Origin of the sequence: Endozoicomonas sp. NE40 (assembly GCF_040549045.1) — a bacterium.
GTDB classification, from domain to species: domain Bacteria; phylum Pseudomonadota; class Gammaproteobacteria; order Pseudomonadales; family Endozoicomonadaceae; genus Endozoicomonas_A; species Endozoicomonas_A lisbonensis.
Map to the genome: position 1 here is coordinate 1002049 of NZ_JBEWTB010000002.1, position 19194 is coordinate 1021242.

The window sequence follows — 19194 nt, forward strand, 5'->3', positions numbered from 1 at the left end:
GTCTGGACATCAGACCTGAGGCGATAGAAGATGTTCGATTCTGCGATTAGGGCTCAGCCTGCAGCCTCTCAATCAGCGATCCAACTTTTCTGTGTATCCGGAGTTTACTGGACATTTGTTCCAGAACCTCCTGACAGGAAACTGATTAAAAAAGAGCAATATTATGGATTTCAGACTGAAAGATCGTCACTTCGTCAAACTTCTGGATTTCACTTCCGAAGAAATCAACAGCCTGCTGACACTATCCCGCGAATTAAAAGCCGCGAAGAAGTCATGCGAAGAGCCTCGTTTTTTACAAAATAAAAACATTGCCCTGATTTTTGAAAAAGCCTCCACCCGCACACGCTGTGCTTTTGAGGTGGCAGCTTTTGACCAGGGAGCCAATGTCACTTACATCTCCAGTGGCTCACAAATGGGAAGTAAGGAGTCCGTAAAAGACACAGCCAGAGTGTTAGGACGCATGTATGATGGCATAGAATTTCGCGGACATTTACAACAGCACGTCGAAGAACTCGCCGAGTTCTCCGGTATTCCCGTATGGAATGGTCTGACCAACGAATGGCATCCAACCCAGATTCTGGCCGATTTCCTGACCATGATTGAACACGGCAACGGTCGTCCGCTGAACGAACTGAAACTGTGTTACGTGGGTGATGGGCGTAATAATGTCGCCAACTCACTTCTGGTGGGTTCAGCTAAAATGGGTGTGGATTTCCGAATCGCTGCTCCGGCTGGTTTTGCTCCTGATGAGGCACTTGTTGAACAATGCCAGAACATCGCCAGAGACTCAGGTGCCAGACTCACTATTACTGAATCGGTTGAAGACGCAGTCGCCGGTTGCGACTTTATTTACACCGACGTCTGGGTATCCATGGGCGAACCGATGGAAGCCTGGGAAGAGCGGGTAAAACTGATGACCCCCTACCAGGTCAACCAGACCATGCTGGAACAGACCGGCAATCCGGATGTTCGCTTCCTGCACTGTCTGCCAGCGTTCCACAACGACGAAACCACCATTGGTAAAGAAATTGCGGAACACTTCTTCAAAGGTGAAGAGAAAATGAACGGGCTGGAAGTGACCGAAGAGGTCTTTGAGTCTGAACACTCCATCGTGTTTGATCAGGCCGAAAACCGGATGCACACCATCAAGGCTGTTATGGTGGCAACGTTGGGCGATTAATCTCCCAGCTGTCCCAGCGGCCTTGACAGACCGGAGATATTCCATGCTGGTTGTCATTGCCCTGGGAGACAGCGCGATTGTGCAGAGAGACCAACCTCTCAATTCACATGCGCTGCGACAATGCATTCAACACGCAGCCCAATGCATTGCCGAAATAGCAAACCAACATCAGGTGATATTGCTGCATGGCAATGGTCCGGCCATTGGCCTTCTGACCCTGATGAATGGCAACTGCGCCGACCTGAATACCGGTACCGCCGATGTTCTGGGAGCCCAGGCCAGGGCAATGACGGGCTTCCTGCTGGAACAGGGGCTGAGAAACCAGCTGCCGCAAAAGTCATTTTGCAGCATGTCGCATCTGACACTGGTTGACGCTGACGATCCGGCAATGATGCATCCGACACGTTACGTTGGACCATTGTACAACAGAGTACAGGCACAACTGGTACAGGAGCAGAACCCGGACTGGGTACTGCAGCGGACAGGAAGGCTTTATCGCCGGATGATCCCGGCCCCGGTACCAAAAGACGTCCTGGAAATGGCGACTCTGAAACATCTGGTCGCCGCTGACAATATATTCGTTATCTGCGGCTGCGGCGGTGGTCTGCCCGTCCGAAATGACACAGATAACCGCCTCCATGGTGTTGAAGCCATGGTTGACAGAGATGAAACTGCCGCATTTATTGCGCGTAAACTGAATGCTAATGCTTTGCTGATGTTATCCAGCATCGATGCCGTTTTAGACAAGCCCGGCCATCCGGAAGCAAGACAGATTCGCACCATTACCATCAACCGTCTTGAATCACTGGGATTCAATGACACGGCGATGGCTCCAAAGGTGAAAGCAGCCAGTGGCTATCTTGCTAAAAACGAGCTTGCTAAAGATGACTTAGCCGACCGCCAGTTAAACGACAGGCGACGATTTTGTGCAATAGGCAATCTGCACAACGCTGCCAGTGTGCTTTCCGGTCAGTCCGGAACCCGGATCAGCGCATCAGCGTCTTCTTCATCCGAAGGCGCTGAGATTGTCTACTATTGAGAGATTTTGGGTTGCCCTCACACCGAAATTTTCTGAAAACCTGTAGGACTTTTGTTCTACATTATTTGGGGTTGTTGCAAAGGTTTGGAACAGTGTGGCATGAACGGTTTGTTATGAAGCCAGTCATGCCAAAGCAGCTCCGTTCTTTTGCAACAGCCTCAATTGAGGGCATTGGTCTTAGTGCTTCTATCAAAACGTTCTTTCATTCAATGAAAACAAACGTCCAATAGAGGTGCTGTGTTTTCCATGGAGCCTGACAGGCCTGAGTCCCCCGTCACCGGGTCACTGACTTAAGCCCAACAGGTTCCGAGCAGTACAGAGGAGCAGAAATGCCCCAGAGCTTATTGCGATACACCAACATTCTCAGCATTGTTGGTGACTTGATTCGCGTTCAAGTGCCGAACCTGACGGAGGGCAATGCCCGGGCCAATTATGGCGACCTGGCATTGATCGAGCAGAATGGTCAGCCCTATTCCATGGCCCAGATCATCAAGATCGACCATGAAGAGGTTTCCCTGCAGGTATTCGCAGGCACCAAAGGTCTGTCTACCGGTGCCGCCGTATGCTTTTTGGGTGAGCCAATGAAGGCGACCTACTCTCCGAACATCCTTGGCCGTATCTTTAACGGTGCCGGTGAACCGATTGACGGTGGCCCTGCACTGGAACAGGACCCCAAGGTAGAGATCGACGGCCCTTCCGTAAACCCTGTTCGTCGTGTATTGGCGTCCCGCATGGTACGTACCAATGTGCCAATGATCGACGTATTCAACACCCTGGTAGAGTCCCAGAAGATTCCTATCTTCTCCGTGGCCGGTGAACCGTACAACCGTTTCCTGGCGCGTATTGCGATTCAGGCCGAAGCCGACGTCGTAGTATTCGGCGGCATGGGTCTGATCTTCGACGATTACCACTTCTTCCGTAACGAGTTTGAGAAAGCGGGCGTATCCTCCCGTACCGTTATGTTCACCAACCAGGCGTCCGACCCGACGGTAGAACGTCTGCTGACTCCGGACATGGCGCTGGCCGTGGCAGAGCACTTCGCTGTAGAAGAGTCCAAGAAAGTGCTGGTCCTTCTGACCGATATGACCTCCTACGCTGACGCGATGAAGGAAATCGGTGTAGCAATGGATAAGATTCCTGCTAACCGTGGTTACATGGGTGACCTGTACTCCCAGCTGGCAAAGCGTTACGAAAAAGCCTGCGACTACAAGGGTGCAGGCTCTGTAACTATTCTGGCGGTAACCACCATGCCGGGTAATGACGTTACTCACCCGGTACCGGATAACACCGGTTACATCACCGAAGGTCAGTTCTATCTGCACGACGGTGTACTGGATCCGTTTGGTTCCCTGTCCCGACTGAAGCAGATGGTTCAGGGTAAAGAAACCCGCGACGACCACGCACCGATCATGAACACCATGATCCGCTTCTACTCCGACTCTGTGAATGCCAAGCAGAAGCAGGCCATGGCGTTTGAACTGTCCAGCTACGACCTGAAAACCATCCGGTTTGGCGACCTGTTCAAAGAGCGCTTTATGGCCCTGGACGCAGCTATGAGCCTGGAAGACGCTCTGGATCTGTGTTGGGAAACTCTGGCGGAATGCTTTGAACCGGGCGAAACCCTGATGAAGCAGAGCCTGCTGGAGAAGTACTGGCCAAACAAGGCAGCTGTCGGTGTTGAGGAAAAAGAACTCGCAGCAGCAGAGGCATAAACCATGGCCAAGGTAGCCCTCAACAAAAGTTCGCTTAACAAAGAAAAGCGCAGCTTAAAAACGTACAACCGTTACCTGCCGGCGCTGGAACTGAAGCGCCAGCAGCTGATGGCTGAACGTAAGAAAGCGGAAGAGGCACTGGCTGAGGCTCAAACCGAACTGGCTGACGTTGAACGTCTGGTACAGGCACAACTACCCATGCTGGCCCGTGCCGACGTTCCGGTAGAAAATTTGGTTCGAGTCAGGAACGTCAGACTGATTGATGAAAACATCGTCGGTACCACTGTACCTGCCGTGGGCAACATCGATATTGAACTGACGCCATACAGCGACCTGGCCAAGCCTCACTGGGTGGATTTCCTGGTGGAACTGCTGCAGAAGATGGTACGGCTGCGTGTTGAGTATCAGGTGCGCGAACTGCGTCATGCTGAACTCGACAAGGCAACCCGTACGACTTCTCAGCGAGTCAACCTGTTCTCCAAGGTACTGATTCCTCAGACCAAGAAGAACATCCAGAAAATCCAGATTTACATGTCCGACCAGGACCGCGCCAGCGTTATGAACGCCAAGCTCTCCAAGGGCAAGGTGTTGGCGCAGGAAGCCAAAGCGGCAGCGGCTGGCTGAATGAGGCATTCTATCTGGGAATAAGACATGGCTATAAAACAACTTAACAAGATCACCCTGTACGGACCGAGCCAGGACAAGGCTCATGTTCTGCAGGGACTGCAGTCAATGGGCTGCCTGCACCTGATCCCGTTGACGGATCAGCCTGCAGAAGCCTCTGTACGACTGCAGCCAGCTGAAGCCAGCGAAGCACTGGCCTGGCTGGAACGAGCGCCCAGAACCAGACGACAGGTGAAGGACAAGTCCATAGCGGATATCGACACGGTAGTGCGTGAAGTACTGGACAACAAGTCCAGCACCCGCGAAGTCAGCGATGCCCGTGACAAGCTGGAAGAACGTGTTCGGGAAGTTCGCCCCTGGGGTGAATTCCACTTTCCGGAAGTCTCCCAGCTTGATGGTCAGCGCTTCTGGTTCTATGTTCTGCCAGAGGGCGATATGTCAGCTTTGAATGACATTGAACTGCCCTGGCAGCTCATGGCAAAGGATAACAGGCAAAAACTGGCTTATGTGATCGTGATCAGCGAGCAGGAACCTGCAGAGGATCTCCTGCCGGTTTCACGGTCCCATATCGGTATCGTGCCTCTGTCCCGCCTTGAAGACGAACTGGAAGAGTCCGAACAGCTTCTGGAAGACCTGTACGCCGAGCGCGAAGCCCTGACTCGCTGGAACTACCTGCTGGGTCAGGCGGTTGCCGCCAGACAGGACGCTGCGGAGCTGGCAGAAGCCCAGAGTACCACTCAGGATGAACAGGAGTTCTTCCTGGTACAGGGCTGGATTCCTCAAAGCGAGCGTCAGGCAGCTGAAGCGTTCTGTATTGAGAACGGTGTGGCTGCCCTGTTTGAAGAACCCACCGAAGACGACCATCCACCGACTCTGCTGGAGAAAAAGCCCGGCACCGGTGGTGGCTCCGACGCCCTGGGCTTTTTCCAGACCCCGAACTATCGGGCCTGGGATCCGGGTAACGTGGTGTTCTACTCGTTCTCGCTGTTCTTCGGCATGATCATGTCCGATGTGATGTACAGTTTTCTGTTCGGTCTCATCGTCTTCATGTTCCGTGGCAAGCTGAAAAAATCAGAAGCCGGCTCCCGCCTGATGAACCTGGCGTACTTCATGTCCGCCGTCGGTATCGTCTGGGGCGCCATGATTGGCAGTTACTTCGGAGCCTCGCCCGGTGGCGGGATACTCGACAGTATCGCCTTTGTGGACCTGAACGATTACAACGCCATGATGAAACTCTCCGTCTTTATCGGTGTGGCTCATCTGATCATTGCTAATATCATGACCGCCTGGGTCAACCGCTCACGCAGTTATGCCCTGTCCCCGCTGGGGTGGGCGCTGGTGATGGGTGGCGGCCTGAGCATCTGGCTCGGCATGTCCGGCACGCTGCCGGAAGCCTTTGCCGACCTGTTCGGTCCGGCGATGATGGCAGTGGGCGGTGCGTTTGTATTCCTGTTCACCAGTACCCGTAAGGTTCGCTCGGCAGGTGACCTGCTCCTGCGCGGCCTGGACGGTCTGAAAGCGGTCTACAACATCACATCGGCCTTTGGCGATGTTCTGAGTTACATGCGTCTGTTCGCGCTCGGCCTGTCCGGTGCGTCCCTGGCCATGACCTTTAACTCACTGGCAATGGACGCACTGCATTCCAGCCCGGTCATCGGTGTGCTGTTTGCAGGCCTGATTCTGCTACTGGGTCACGTATTGAATTTCGCTCTGTGTATCATGAGCGGCGTGGTTCACGGCATGCGTCTTAACGTAATTGAATTTGTTAACTGGGGTCTGTCCGACGAGGGCTACCCGTTTAAAGCATTTAGTAAGAAAGAGGATTGATAATGGAACAATTAATTATTGCACTGGGCTGGTTGGGTGTTTTTGCTCCTGTTGCACTGGGTGCGGTAGGTTCTGCGATTGGTTGTTCGGTTGCCGGCCAGGCGGCCTGTGGTGCAATGCTGGACGTCGAGAGTGGCTACGGTAAATTCGTCGGCCTGTCTGCGATGCCATCTTCCCAGGTTATCTACGGTATCGTAATCATGTTCACCCTGAGCGGTCTGGGTGTATCTGAAGCGACTGCTCCGGGTCTGTTCGGTATTGGTCTGCTGACCGGTGTTGCCCTGATGTACTCCGCTACCTACCAGGGTCAGGCGGTTGCTGCTGCAATCAACGCTTCCAAGAACAAGCCTGAAGTATTCGGTCTGTCCATCGCACCAGCTGCGATTGTAGAAGGCTTCGCGGTATTCGCATTCGTATTCGCTCTGGTTATGGGTCAGGCCATCGGCGCCTGAGCCGTCTGACTCATCCCGTGATGATGCTGAGCCGCTGCTTTTATATGAAAAGCTTCAATATAAGCAGCGGATTCAGCCAATGGAAATCAGAGGAAATACATTATGACTGCAGCGATGCACCCCGAAGGTAAAGCGTCCGTTGGCGTTCAGGAACTGATTGAAAAACTGCGCAAGCAGGGTGTTCAGAACGGTCGTACTGAAGCGGACAAGATTATCAGCGACGCCGAGGCAAAAGCCGCCGAGCTGATCAAAGAAGCACAGACCAAAGCTGACGCGATTGTCGGCAAGGCCCGTGAAGAAGCAGACTTCATCACCAAAGCCGGTAAGGAAGCCCTGCAACTGGCAGAGCGCAATGCCATCCTGGAACTGAAAGACTACCTGCTGGAGCAGTTCTCCCAGCAAGTAACTGCCGTTGTCAGCAGCTCCATGGAAAAAGAAGAACTGCTGCAGAAGATGATTCTGGAAGTAGCCGGCGAAAACAATCTGCGCGGTGAAGACAATGTCGAAGTTGTACTGCCACGCAAGGTCATCGGTGTTGACGAACTGCGTTCACAACCGGAGCTAGTGAAGGAAGGCCCACTGCTGGAGTTTGTGACCAGACAGGCTGCCGACATGCTGGGCGAAGGTGTCACCTTCACCATCGACGACAATACCGGCATCGGTTTCCGTCTGAAAGACAAGGACATCGAAGTCGAGCTGGACGATGAAGCCGTAGCGGCTGTACTGCTGCGCCACCTGCAGCCACGTTTCCGCGCACTGCTGGAAGGCATCGTTAAATAACGCCGGTTGGGACGGGCAAAACGCCCGCCCCAACCCGCGCAAGTCAAGGAGAATGCAATGGCAGAGAATGCCTACTACACCTTGCTGACATCGTTGCCGCATATCGACTCGCTGTTTGACAGCAAGATCACACCGATCTCCCGTCTGCAGCTTGATCGTCGACTGTCCATGCTGTCCACAGAAGACCGGGACACCCTGATCAAGGTGGAACAGCTTATGCACTGGAGCCACCTGGGCGAAGACGTCGATGAAGCGGCGCTGATCCGTCTGGCCGCGCGTCTGAGTTCCGAGCTGACCAGCGACACCCTGAAAGAACTGGTGGACTGGCGACTGGACATGCGCACCGTGGTAGCAGCCCTGCGTCGTAAAATGCGTGGAGCACAGGCTCCGGGCGATCCTCAGTGGAGCTACGGTTCCCGTTACGCCTACATCCGTCGTAACTGGAGCAACCCGACCCTGGGGCTGCAGCACGCCTTCCCATGGATTCCAACCGTTATCGAGTGCCTGAACAAGCAGGACTACCTGACGCTGGAAAAGACTCTATTGGAAGCCGTGTGGCGCAAGCTGGACGACGTTGGTCGCAAGCATAGCTTCGATTTTGAAGCCGTTATTATTTATGTGCTGCGCTGGAGCCTGGTTGCCCGCTGGACCGCCTACAATGGCGAGCAGGCAATGGAACGTTTCCGCGAGCTAACCGATCAGGCACTGGGCGAATTCGTTAAGCAATTGCCCGGCACCGCAGCCTGATCCGGATTACTGGACATTGAAGTATGAGTGAACAAGCAAGTACTGAAGTAAAACTTGAGTCAACTGCCCGGGTAGTGGCAGTGATGGGCGATATCATCACCATCGAAAGCACCAGCGAAAAACCGCTGGTAAAAAACGAAGTGGTGTACGTTCTGCCAAGCCGTCGTTCCAATGAAGCCGTAGAAGAACAACTGATGGCGGAAGTTCTGCGGGTACGTGGCAACACGGCTGACATCCAGGTGTTCGAAGACACCCGTGGTGTTGCTGTGGGCGATGGCATCATCCAGACTGGCCAGTTGCTGTCTGTGGACCTGGGTCCGGGCATTCTGGGCATGATCTATGACGGTCTGCAGAACCCTCTGGAAAGACTGGCAGCCATTCACGGCAAATTCCTGCAGCGCGGCGTTGCCGTAGAATCCCTGGATCGCGCCCAGACCTGGGCGTTCACAGCCGTTGCCAAGATTGGCGACAAACTGCGTGCCGGTGAAACCTTCGGTACCGTACCGGAAGGTCGCTTCACCCACAAAATCATGATTCCTTTCGACACCGACGGCGAAGTGGAAGTGGTATGGATTCAGGAAGGTAACTTCTCTGTTGATACCGTTGTCGCCCGCGTGAAGAACGAGCGTGGCGAAGAAGTCGAGCTGACCATGTACCAGAAATGGCCGGTACGTCGCTCTATTTCCGAGACGTTGCAGAAGAAAGGTAAAACTACCCGCCAATACCCGAACACCCCTCTGGTAACCACGCAGCGTATCGTCGATACCTTCTTCCCGATTGCCCGTGGTGGTACCGGTTGTATTCCTGGTCCGTTCGGTTCCGGCAAGACCGTACTGATGCACTCTTTCTCCCGTTACAGTAACGCCGACATCGTAATCGTTACCGCCTGTGGTGAACGTGCCGGTGAGGTGGTGGAAACCATTGAAGAGTTCCCGCACCTGCAGGATCCAACGACTGGTGGCGCACTGATCGATCGTACCGTGATCATCTGTAACACGTCCTCCATGCCGGTAGCGGCCCGTGAAGCCTCTATCTACACCGGTCTGACCCTGGGTGAATACTACCGCCAGATGGGTTACAACATTCTGGCGCTGGCTGACTCCACTTCCCGCTGGGCGCAGGCCATGCGTGAAACTTCCAACCGTCTGGAAGAGATTCCGGGTGAAGAAGGCTTCCCGGCGTACATGGACTCTGCAATCAAGGGTGTGTACGAACGTTGCGGCGTTATCACCAACGAAGAGGAGCAGGAAGGCTCCCTGACCATGATCGGTTCTGTATCACCTGCCGGTGGTAACTTCGAAGAGCCAGTGACTCAGGCGACTCTGGGTACCGTTAAGACGTTCCTGGGCCTGTCTTACGACCGCGCTTACAAGCGTTTCTATCCGGCGATCGACCCTCTGATTTCCTGGTCCCGTTATCTGGATCAGCTGAAAGACTGGTACGGCAGTAACCTGTCTCCGGAGTGGGTAGAAGACGTTAAGGAAATGCAGAAGCTGCTGGTTCAGGGTGACAGCATCAACCAGATGATGCAGGTAACCGGTGAAGAAGGTGTAACTCTGGACGATTATGTCACCTTTCAGAAATCCTTCCTGCTGGACATGGTTTACCTGCAGCAGGACGCCTTTGACGATGTCGACAGCAGCTGTCCTCTGTCGCGCCAGAAAGCCTGCTTTGAACTGGCAGTCAGCCTGATTCGCCAGAACTACAACTTTGCAGACAAAGAAGTGGCCCGCGATTACTTCGTGAAACTGACCGGCCTGTTCAAGAACCTGAACTACTCTCACGACGGTTCTCCGGAATACAACGGCTATATCCAGAAAATCGAAGAACTGCGCAGCCAGTTTATTGGTTCAGCTAAAGCGGCTTAATTCAGACAACCGCTTAAATTGAAAAAGCCACAGACAGCCTCCCTGTTTGTGGCTTTTTTTTGTCTTTTTACCACTACAATAAAAATAATTATAAACCCATATTTTTTATTCTAAATACAGCTATTAAAGCGGTCTCCTCCTTCTGTCCAATCTACGGGGGTAATCCCCGATTATTCGAAGTCAAAAAATCAAAATTGCCAGCATCGACTTGCAGCTATCTCATTAACTGCTAAAAGTCTTTGTTTAAAGTCAATTTTTTCATGCAAACGCTTTGTGACTTTCCAGCCGTTTGAGGTAGCAGAATGAGAAACGAACGTCCCAGCTTTATGAGAAGTGCCATTGCAGCGGCGATTAGCTCCTCATTCATTTGTACCGCAGCCTTGTGTGATGAGTTTGAGATAAATACCCTGACCTGGGACGCGAAAAATTCAGTTTTTGCTGAGGGGTCTGCCAAAGTCGAACTTGAACAAACAAAAAGTGAAGGTAGCTCTTTTAGGCAAACTATCGGTCAGACACCCAGGCTGGATGAAAAAAACATGCCTTATTTCAGTCTTCTGAATAAAGGACTGAAGGATTCAGGAGTTGGCATCGTAGTCCAGACAAAAAACAAAGAATTAGAAACAGGGCAAATAGCAAGTCACTTTATAGTCTCTATCCAAAAAGATGGAACGGATGCTATCAAGATGTCTCGCGACCTGGAAACCGGAAAGACAATTTTTTCAATACAGAAAAAGCTCCATACAGGCAAAGGATTTCATAGTGAATTAAAGAGTTATTTGCAAAAACATCATACCGAAGCGTTGACTATCGATGATACGAAAGTTGCAGCACCCAGTACTGCAAAAGTCATCTTCGACAGGTTAGCCATCAATAAGCATGCATTAACTAGCAGAGATCAAGATGATTTCACAGTAATAGAAATACCGCTCAAAGGTGTATCCAATAGCCCTCCATTTATAAACACTGTCTCATCTGCAAGCGCATCACCTGACAAAGCCACTATGGTTGACGTTGATGGCGCCATAGCTGCTATGATGACAGCTTATACTCAGAGTTACCTGACAACATCGAGTGATGAGAAAGGATCTCACGATTTACTGGCATCGATCCTGAGAAAACAGCCGGGGTTTATGGTGGGAGCCCAGGACATTACTGCTCTTGCTCCGTTTGAAGATGTCCCGGTCTTCCTCATCCACCACACCGAAGGCAGCGATCCCAGAAAGATCGAATTAATTCCCCAGTCAGCCGCTGCCACCGTCCTTCTTGAACGATACAAAGAGGAAACTGACAGCTATCAGGATATTACTCTGTCCAAATCGTCTGCCAAGGATTTAAAACGGAAAGCTTATTCTTCTCTGCTGCAGCAGCTTATTGTGATGAAAGCTCGTAAACAGGGCTTAGCTGCTTTGCCCGGACAAGAGGAGATAAAGAAGCTGGCTTCTGATCAGGAACTGCTTTTTCTGTGTGGTGCCAAGTTAGATCGCGAGGCAAGTGCAGAAACCTCGATAACTCTAACAAGCCAGGAGCAAAGTCGCACCGCCCGCCTGATGACTTCGGAATCATTACTGACTTATCTCCGCAGTCAGTTTATGAACCATCCCGAAGTTGGGGGGTTTGTAATGGGTAAAGATTTAGAAGCAGCTGTAAAAGACCATCTGCCTGAGCGGACCGGTAGTCAGCTGTCAGAAGGTGATCAGGATAGTCTCAATTATCTTAATGCGTTCTACAGGAAAACACATCGCTCCAGCAAGCAACGGGTCAATGATCATCTCAATGCAGCAAAAGCAGAAGCAGCAGAAGGACGTGTTCAGCATCTCACTCAGCAACTGGATCAATCAGTTAGCAAGGTGGAAAATCTGCAGAAACGACTGAATCAAGTAGCTAGTGAAAAGGAAGCACTACAGAAAAATTTTAAGCAATTAACTAGCAATAAGAAAAAAATAGAGGAAGAACTGCAAAAGAACGAAGATGAAATGACTGCTGCAAATGCCGACCGGGAACAATTAAAGCAGGATAACGACCGTCTTACTCAGGAACAGAAGCAATTAGCCAGCAATGAAAAAGATCTACAGGAACAACTGGAAAAGACTAAAGATCAACTTGCTGCTGCAAATAACAATCTGAACAAATTAAACCAGGAGAAGAATCATCTGGTTCAGGAACAGCAGCAATTGGCTAGTGATAAGGATGATATACAGAAACAAGTACAAAAAGACAACGACGAGCTTTCTTCTTTAAATAAGGAGCTGGAAGAATTAAGGCAGATAGCAAAGGTACAGGATAACAAATCCATAAAACAGTCCATAGAAACCCTTCAACATGATATTGAGCAAAAGACACGCGAAAACACAGAGTTACAATCCAAACTGGATACGATAAGCAAACTGCTCGGTACAACAGCAAACAACCGCGATGGTAGCTTCCATCCCGATGCTACCAGATATGTGAGAGGAGACGCTGCCAGCCTGCTTCATCCGGACATTGCCATGCATGACGACATTTTGTCTCAGAACGAATTTATGGCGATGCAAAAGCTGAACTTACCCAAAGATATGCTGCCTGATGAGGTTGTTCAAAGGTTGAAGTACATGGAACCACTGATGGAGCATTTTGATGGGAAGAACTCCATAACTCTGGATCAATTTGCCAACGAATTACCTGACCTTCAGAAAACGTATTTTCAGCCCCCCCGGCAGGCCGGTGAATCCGGGCAAATTAAACTGGAACTGGAAACAGAGTTCCAAAATTATATCAGAAAAAATTTCGGCAATGCGGATCCAACCCCTTTTGTTAACGTTATAGGAAATTTCAACCCTGAAGATGTTCTGACATTTGGCGAATATGTCAGAGATATCAATAAAATAGTTCCGCCTTCAACCGAACAACCGCTATTACAACGCCTCAATACCTACCACATTATGTCCCTGCAGGCCGGAGTTGATCACGATACGCTATCGACAATGCTCGAGTACTATCAGCACGCACCTGTAGAATACCGGATTATGTGGAACCAGCTGGAACTGGCCAGACTTCAAAAATGGCTAGATCAAACTATGTTCGTGCCTGATGTAGAGGAGCTGAATGACTTCCCTGAATCCCGGTACCTCCCAGACAAAAAACGCCTGCAAACCCTTAAAGATATTGCTTCCTATTCCCCTTCACTGACCGCTGATGCGCTTGCCAGCTACATTCAGGCAGCGGGCAAAGTGATGCACTACCTGTCCCCTGAACAGCTCGTTCAGTTGCAGGTTGAACTGAAACAAGCCCCTGCACCACAGCAAGCGGATGCCAGTGACCCTGACATTGAAGCTCAATACAGAAGGATTGCACACCGTTTAGATATACCAGAAGAAAGCTGGGAAGCGTTGCTTACACTAGCCAGGCAACCTGCAGGCTTATGGAAGCATACGTATGAAGTCATTGAAGATAATGGTGGAACGAAAAAAGTTCTTCCCGATCATGTCACACCTGAAGAAATGAAACTGGCGAAATCGCCTTTTGATCCAGTCACCGTCATTGAAGCAAGGAAATTCAAGGAACTAAGCCCTAATGCTTATAAAGTAAAATTGAACGCACAAAAAGCATTACAGGCAGAAACAGATCAGCGTATGGATGAGCTGACACAAATTGCCACCGACGATATTGTCTACTCCTCAGAGCAGCTTAAGCGTTTCCCGGATAATAGCGACCTTAAAGACGGAAAATGGGTAGAGCCGCTAAAAGCGTTCTATCACAAACTGAAAGATCGATTCGACAGAAGAGATATTGTGAAGTATGCAAGACTCCTTGCCCATTTTTCACCGGATGAATATAACAGCCTGATTAAGACGATACCAAGCGTTATAGACTTGGTTGATCCCAACAAAGGAATTCTGCCCGGGAGAGAAATGGAATTTAATGAATCCCTCATGGGCGCAGCTCTTGAAGGAAAGTTCAGAGAAGTTCTGAACTATATAAAACTGGCACGTGAAAACAGTAGAGAGAATCTGGAAAACTTTAAAGAAGAAGCCCTGACTCTTGGTCAGCACCCACAAGCTAAAGTGCTGACTATTGAACATATTGCAGTAGCAATGCAGGAAGCCGATCCCCAAAAAATCATGGATCAGCGACAGGTGTTGCGGAACAATCCAAAATATTATGATTTCATGGCTACCAAATCAGCCTCTAAACGAACAGAGAAACTTGATCAGGGACACAAGGGGCTTAATGCTGTTAACAAACTGGTTGAAACCTATACAGCCGATTCAGACTACGACGCAGAGCGGCTTACAAGTCAGAAACAATTAAAAGAAACTCTTGAAAGTATCCAACAGGAAATCAGAGAAACAAAGCTGCCTGAACTCTCAAAAACAACCGGGGGAGAGACCCCACTATATAATAAGCAGCTGCAAGAAAAACTTGACTCACTGACGACTGGCAGCAATCTGAAAGAAACCAGGGAGCTGCTTGAAAGCTGGGATGATGTAAAAATTGTCAAGATCACAGATGATATCCAAGAGCCACTGCATCGCATTCGTAAAATAAAGCTCCCCGGCGAACTGTTTATTCATCCTGGCCCCGACATGCTGGATTTAAGTCCGCTGCAAGATCAGCTGAAGACAGCCAACAGCCATAGCGGCGGAGATCGCCTTCAGGAAAAGAATGCTTTAGCCCAGATATTAAAGCTCACGGAGCCGAAAGAGTTTCAAACAGAATTTGTTAAATATACAAAAAGCAAAAGGGACTTAAGACCTTACGCAGAAGTCCATAGCAGCATGCTTGAGTTAAAAGAATTACTTAAAGTTGAGCAGTGGAGTGAAGAACAAAACACCAGAGCTGCTGAAATTATCAAGCCCTGGGCAACAGATAGAAATTCAGAAACAGCTAAGCCATTTAATCAATACGTTGCAACAAAAAAAGGGGGTGCCCGACATCATTTAGAGGCTGCTAGGGCCTCGTCGAAACCGTCTCCAAATTTCAGAGAACAGATTAAAAAAGCGATGGAGTCTCAGGTTATAAAAGAGGCCATCACAATCGGAAACATCCGCCAAAAACTGTCTGAAATCAATGATGACCTGTCAAATCTGGACGAGTTGCATAAGACACTACTTAGTCTTAAAAGTGCTGCAGAAACAGACGGTGCATCTGAAATTGAAGGAGTGGAGGCCGTTCAGGGTCTGCTGGCTGATATCAATGAAAAATCAACACCAGACCAAGTCATTGAAGTGGTCAAAAGCCTTCAGCTGTCCGATGAGGCATCACCGATAAACAAAGCCCTGGAGACGGTTGATGGTATTGTGGAGACAACAGCTAACATCAGAAAATTCATAAGCGAACCCGCCCTTCAAGTAGATGAGGATGTTGATCAGGATTACCTTCAAAGACATGAGGAAACCATTAAAAACTTCGCGGGTGAATATAAAGAGCTCCATGAGACAGACGTTTGGAAAGAACACGTAAACCAGCCTCTCGATGATTTGACGGATAAAAATGGGTACCCTCTGAGAGATAAACTGGAGGAGATCAAAGGCCCACTGGAGGAAGCAGAGCAAGATATCAATGCATATCGTTTATTTTCCTCAAACCCGGAAGAAGCCTTCAGGAAGAACAAAGAAGGCCAGCTTAACATCCAGAAGCTGGAGGAAGAAAATAGAGCATTACAAGAGAAGCTGGCTAACAGCCCTTTACCGGCCACCTCTGAGTCTTATATCGACCATTACCTGCAGCTGAAACCCGGCAGTTCTGAGGCTCTGTTGCTGGGTGATTTACTGAGACTCACTCAGGCAGGAGTTCCGTTGGAATCTTTCAGTAAACTGGATTTCCAAAGCCCTCAGGATGTTATGAGGCTTGCAGGTCTGGCGAAAAACAAGGAAATAAAGCCAGAAGCGTTAGAGATGATAACTGTAAGACTGATGGAATCGAACGAGCTTATTAAGCCAATGCTCGATAAACTTGAGAAAATCAAAGCAACTGAACCTGTCCCCCACAGAGAAACATTAGAGACAGCTCTCACAGAAAGCAGTGCAGCCGCTGATCAGGATCTGACGAGCTCATCCAGTGTCTACCGCAAAGCGATGATGAAGTCGAAAGAATATTACGACTTTGCTATGCCCTACATCATTGCTGAAAAAAACGACCCTGAACTGCACAATAAAGTGCTGGAAACATTGAAGTTCTACGCTGAAGGCAAACGTATAGAAGATCCGACCGTGATCGCCCCTGATCAGAAAACACTGGATGAACTCGGCCTGACCCGGAAAAAGTCTGAAATTCTCCTCAATCACATCACCAGGAACTGGATGTTTAATGATGATCTGACACATGCAGATATCATTGAGATAGCGCTTCTTGACATGGTCAAAGCAGAACTCAGGAGATACGAGAAGTTCGGTTACAAGGTCCAACAGAAAATTGCCGCAATGAGAGAATACGCCAGTGACAAGGCACAACGTCTTGACACTAAGACGGCGAGCACCCGGAAGTGGTTAATGGACAATGGCTACATTGCCGGAGAGGCTACCTACCACACCATTGAAAACCTGCTGTACCTGTACTTCAGAAATCGCATTAATGTCTATCTGGATGATATTGCCTATAACGATGGCAAGGGACTGATTGCCGCCATTAATGACGTAGGGGAAGGGCTGGATGAATTCCTTCTGGCTGCCGGACTGGTTCGCGGAGAACATCAGCAGCAGATTGTGTCAGATATCCTGAATTACTTTGGTAAAGAGGCTTATCATATCTACGACGAGTACTTCCGGTCCACACTGGGAGAGCGTGCCGACTTTATGGACAATGTTCTCAAACCCGCCGCTTTAGCCGTTCAGGCACCTGTCGGGTTTCACGAAATCGGCGTCATGCTGAAACTTGGCGGGGCTGATAACGTCTGGAGCTGGAACACCGCCTGGCACACCTTTGGCTACACTGCGATTGGTCTCATTGTCGATATGTCAAGGGGCAACCATTACAACAAGATGATGATTCAGGCCATTGACCCGGCTATGACAAACCTTGCAGGGTGGATGGACAGTAAAGTTCATCTGTACTCCGACCAGTCCAGCCCGGAGGATAAGTATTATTCGGAGCTCTGGTCTTCAACCGCCAAGCACTGGAACGGCTGGAATGACTACCTGGGACAGAGCATTGGAGCAAAAATGACGCGAGCTCCTGCGGAACTGGCACAAAGCCTGATCACAACCAAAATATACAGCTCAGCCTTGATTCCAGCATTGAATCCTATAGCATTCACAAGAACTAACCCTGCTATCAGGGCAGCAAACAAGGCTTTGCTGGATGCTGGAGCGGCAGCCCCTCTTAAGCCGGAAGTGCCATACTGGCAACCTGGTTTTAAATCTGTCTCAGCCTATTATCTGGCCAAAGGCGTTAATGACTGGAGTCGCAACGACCTTGCCGGTACCAAATACTTACTGGAAGGCTTTGCCGGGTTTGCAGATTACATGAATGGCGTCCCCGCTACCGCCAAAAACAGCTACTCCCAGGGTCTTGAGAAAAACCTGCATAAACTGAGCCTCAGTCACCAGGATACCCGGTTTGCGGAAGGCAAAGACCTCGAGGCCTGGACTCCCTTCACCAATGCCGTGAAATTTGTTGCCACAGCCGTTGCCAGGGTTGGTCAGGCAACCGGACTTGATCAACTGGGAGGCTTCTCTCAGGGAACCTATGACCAATTTGGTAAGCCTGATCTTGCCGATCAGGTCAGAAGACCCAACACAGTATCATCATGGATAAGTACTCTAAGCGAATACGGAGCCTGGGCTATGAAAAGCTCCGGTGCCTCAGATGCTGTTCTGTGGGGCATTGACAAGGTCAGACCTCCGGTTATGAGCGTTCTTTCAACAGCCGCTGGAGGTGCTTCAACAGTGGGTAGTGGCATTGTTTCCACAGCCCTTACAGCACGAGAGGTGTTGCGATCTGCTGAAGAAAGGATCTATGAATTAATGGGTTACCAGCTGGAAAGAAAATCAGAACCTGGAGTGGTTAGCGAACATGACACGTCTCAAACTGTCGACCCGGGGCAGTCAGGAGGAGATAAGGCCTTTAAAGAACCGATTCCCGACCAGCACCCCGTCACAGATCAGGATGAAAACGACGAAAGCAAAGTTGCTGATCAGACCATTGCGTTTGAGCAAGGTAACGTACAAGAGCCGTCAGTAACAGAAAGCGAAGCCTCTGACGAACAGGTTCCCGACCAGCACCCCGTCACAGACCAGGATGAAAACGACGAAAGCAAAGTTGCTGATCAGACCATTGCGTTTGAGCAAGGTAACGTACAAGAGCCATCAGTAACAGAAAGCGAAGCCTCTGACGAACAGGTTCCCGACCAGCACCCCGTCACAGACCAGGATGAAAACGACGAAAACAAAGTTGCTGACCAGACCATTGCGTTTGAGCAAGGTAACGTACAAGAGCCGTCAGTAACAGAAAGCGAAGCCTCTGACGAACAGGTTCCCGACCAGCAACCCGTCACAGACCAGGATGAAAACAACGAAAGCAAAGTCGCTGATCAGACCATTGCGTTTGAGCAAGGTAACGAACAAGAGCCGTCAGTAACAGAAAGCGAAGCCTCTGACGAACAGGTTCCCGACCAGCACCCCGTCACAGACCAGGATGAAAACGACGAAAACAAAGTTGCTGATCAAGCCTCTGCGCCTGAGCAGGTTCAGGCAATTGAGCCGTCAGCAACAGAAGATGACGTTAATAAGCCTGAAACTACCAGTGAAGAAGAAAGTGAGGAAGAAGAACCCTACTTCGGTGAAGAGGAGGATCCTGTAGACCTTTATGACGAAGACGATGAAGAAGGTCTTAGCGATAGTCCGGACGCTAATGTCAACACAATGGCAGCACAACAAGGTGATTGAAGAAGAACAATCACCGACCAGAAGAGGCGCACGTCGCTAATCTCTGAAACCAGAGGGGAGAAATGAACCTTTCCCCTCAATACTACACCACCTAATTGTCATAA

The 19194-nt window shown here is 50.0% G+C and carries 10 protein-coding genes; all 10 read left to right on the forward strand.

Annotated elements, in window-relative coordinates:
* Nucleotides 1-163 precede the first annotated feature (163 nt).
* The 10 genes from argF to V5J35_RS05480 all read left to right on the forward strand — a co-directional run bounded on the left by argF (nucleotide 164) and on the right by V5J35_RS05480 (nucleotide 19090).
* Nucleotides 164-1180 (forward strand): ornithine carbamoyltransferase, encoded by a 1017-nt coding sequence (argF, locus tag V5J35_RS05435; RefSeq protein WP_354010285.1) that lies wholly within the window; start codon nucleotides 164-166, stop codon nucleotides 1178-1180.
* 43 nt (nucleotides 1181-1223) lie between these two features.
* Nucleotides 1224-2219 carry an amino acid kinase family protein gene (locus V5J35_RS05440; RefSeq protein WP_354010286.1) on the forward strand — a complete coding sequence of 332 codons (996 nt, stop codon included), beginning with the start codon at nucleotides 1224-1226 and terminating at the stop codon, nucleotides 2217-2219.
* A gap of 329 nt (nucleotides 2220-2548) precedes the next feature.
* On the forward strand, nucleotides 2549-3931 hold the full coding sequence (locus V5J35_RS05445) for a V-type ATP synthase subunit B (RefSeq protein WP_354010287.1): 1383 nt from the start codon (nucleotides 2549-2551) through the stop codon (nucleotides 3929-3931).
* Between the two features lie 3 nt (nucleotides 3932-3934).
* Nucleotides 3935-4555 (forward strand): V-type ATP synthase subunit D, encoded by a 621-nt coding sequence (locus tag V5J35_RS05450; protein WP_354010288.1) that lies wholly within the window; start codon nucleotides 3935-3937, stop codon nucleotides 4553-4555.
* A 27-nt stretch (nucleotides 4556-4582) separates the two neighbouring features.
* Nucleotides 4583-6382, forward strand: coding sequence for a V-type ATP synthase subunit I (locus V5J35_RS05455; protein WP_354010289.1), 1800 nt, complete (start codon nucleotides 4583-4585; stop codon nucleotides 6380-6382).
* A gap of 2 nt (nucleotides 6383-6384) precedes the next feature.
* A complete protein-coding gene (locus tag V5J35_RS05460; RefSeq protein ID WP_354010290.1) occupies nucleotides 6385-6834 on the forward strand; it encodes an ATP synthase subunit C in 450 nt (149 codons plus the stop codon).
* A 102-nt stretch (nucleotides 6835-6936) separates the two neighbouring features.
* Complete coding sequence (locus tag V5J35_RS05465) at nucleotides 6937-7614, forward strand: hypothetical protein (RefSeq protein WP_354010291.1); 678 nt, start codon at nucleotides 6937-6939, stop codon at nucleotides 7612-7614.
* Nucleotides 7615-7671: 57 nt separating this feature from the next.
* Nucleotides 7672-8361: a DUF2764 family protein gene (locus tag V5J35_RS05470; RefSeq protein ID WP_354010292.1), complete on the forward strand. Its 690-nt coding sequence runs from the start codon at nucleotides 7672-7674 to the stop codon at nucleotides 8359-8361.
* Nucleotides 8362-8384: 23 nt separating this feature from the next.
* Complete coding sequence (locus tag V5J35_RS05475; protein ID WP_354010293.1) at nucleotides 8385-10229, forward strand: V-type ATP synthase subunit A; 1845 nt, start codon at nucleotides 8385-8387, stop codon at nucleotides 10227-10229.
* 302 nt (nucleotides 10230-10531) lie between these two features.
* Complete coding sequence (locus V5J35_RS05480; protein WP_354010294.1) at nucleotides 10532-19090, forward strand: hypothetical protein; 8559 nt, start codon at nucleotides 10532-10534, stop codon at nucleotides 19088-19090.
* Nucleotides 19091-19194 lie beyond the last annotated feature (104 nt).

Excerpts from the sequence above, each read along its gene's own strand:
- V5J35_RS05455 (WP_354010289.1), top strand. The coding sequence starts at position 4,583 with ATGGCTATAAAACAACTTAACAAGATCACCCTGTACGGACCGAGCCAG.
- V5J35_RS05460 (WP_354010290.1), top strand. The coding sequence starts at position 6,385 with ATGGAACAATTAATTATTGCACTGGGCTGGTTGGGTGTTTTTGCTCCT.
- V5J35_RS05480 (WP_354010294.1), top strand. The coding sequence starts at position 10,532 with ATGAGAAACGAACGTCCCAGCTTTATGAGAAGTGCCATTGCAGCGGCG.
- V5J35_RS05475 (WP_354010293.1), top strand. The coding sequence starts at position 8,385 with ATGAGTGAACAAGCAAGTACTGAAGTAAAACTTGAGTCAACTGCCCGG.
- V5J35_RS05465 (WP_354010291.1), top strand. The coding sequence starts at position 6,937 with ATGACTGCAGCGATGCACCCCGAAGGTAAAGCGTCCGTTGGCGTTCAG.
- V5J35_RS05440 (WP_354010286.1), top strand. The coding sequence starts at position 1,224 with ATGCTGGTTGTCATTGCCCTGGGAGACAGCGCGATTGTGCAGAGAGAC.
- V5J35_RS05450 (WP_354010288.1), top strand. The coding sequence starts at position 3,935 with ATGGCCAAGGTAGCCCTCAACAAAAGTTCGCTTAACAAAGAAAAGCGC.
- V5J35_RS05445 (WP_354010287.1), top strand. The coding sequence starts at position 2,549 with ATGCCCCAGAGCTTATTGCGATACACCAACATTCTCAGCATTGTTGGT.
- V5J35_RS05470 (WP_354010292.1), top strand. The coding sequence starts at position 7,672 with ATGGCAGAGAATGCCTACTACACCTTGCTGACATCGTTGCCGCATATC.
- argF (WP_354010285.1), top strand. The coding sequence starts at position 164 with ATGGATTTCAGACTGAAAGATCGTCACTTCGTCAAACTTCTGGATTTC.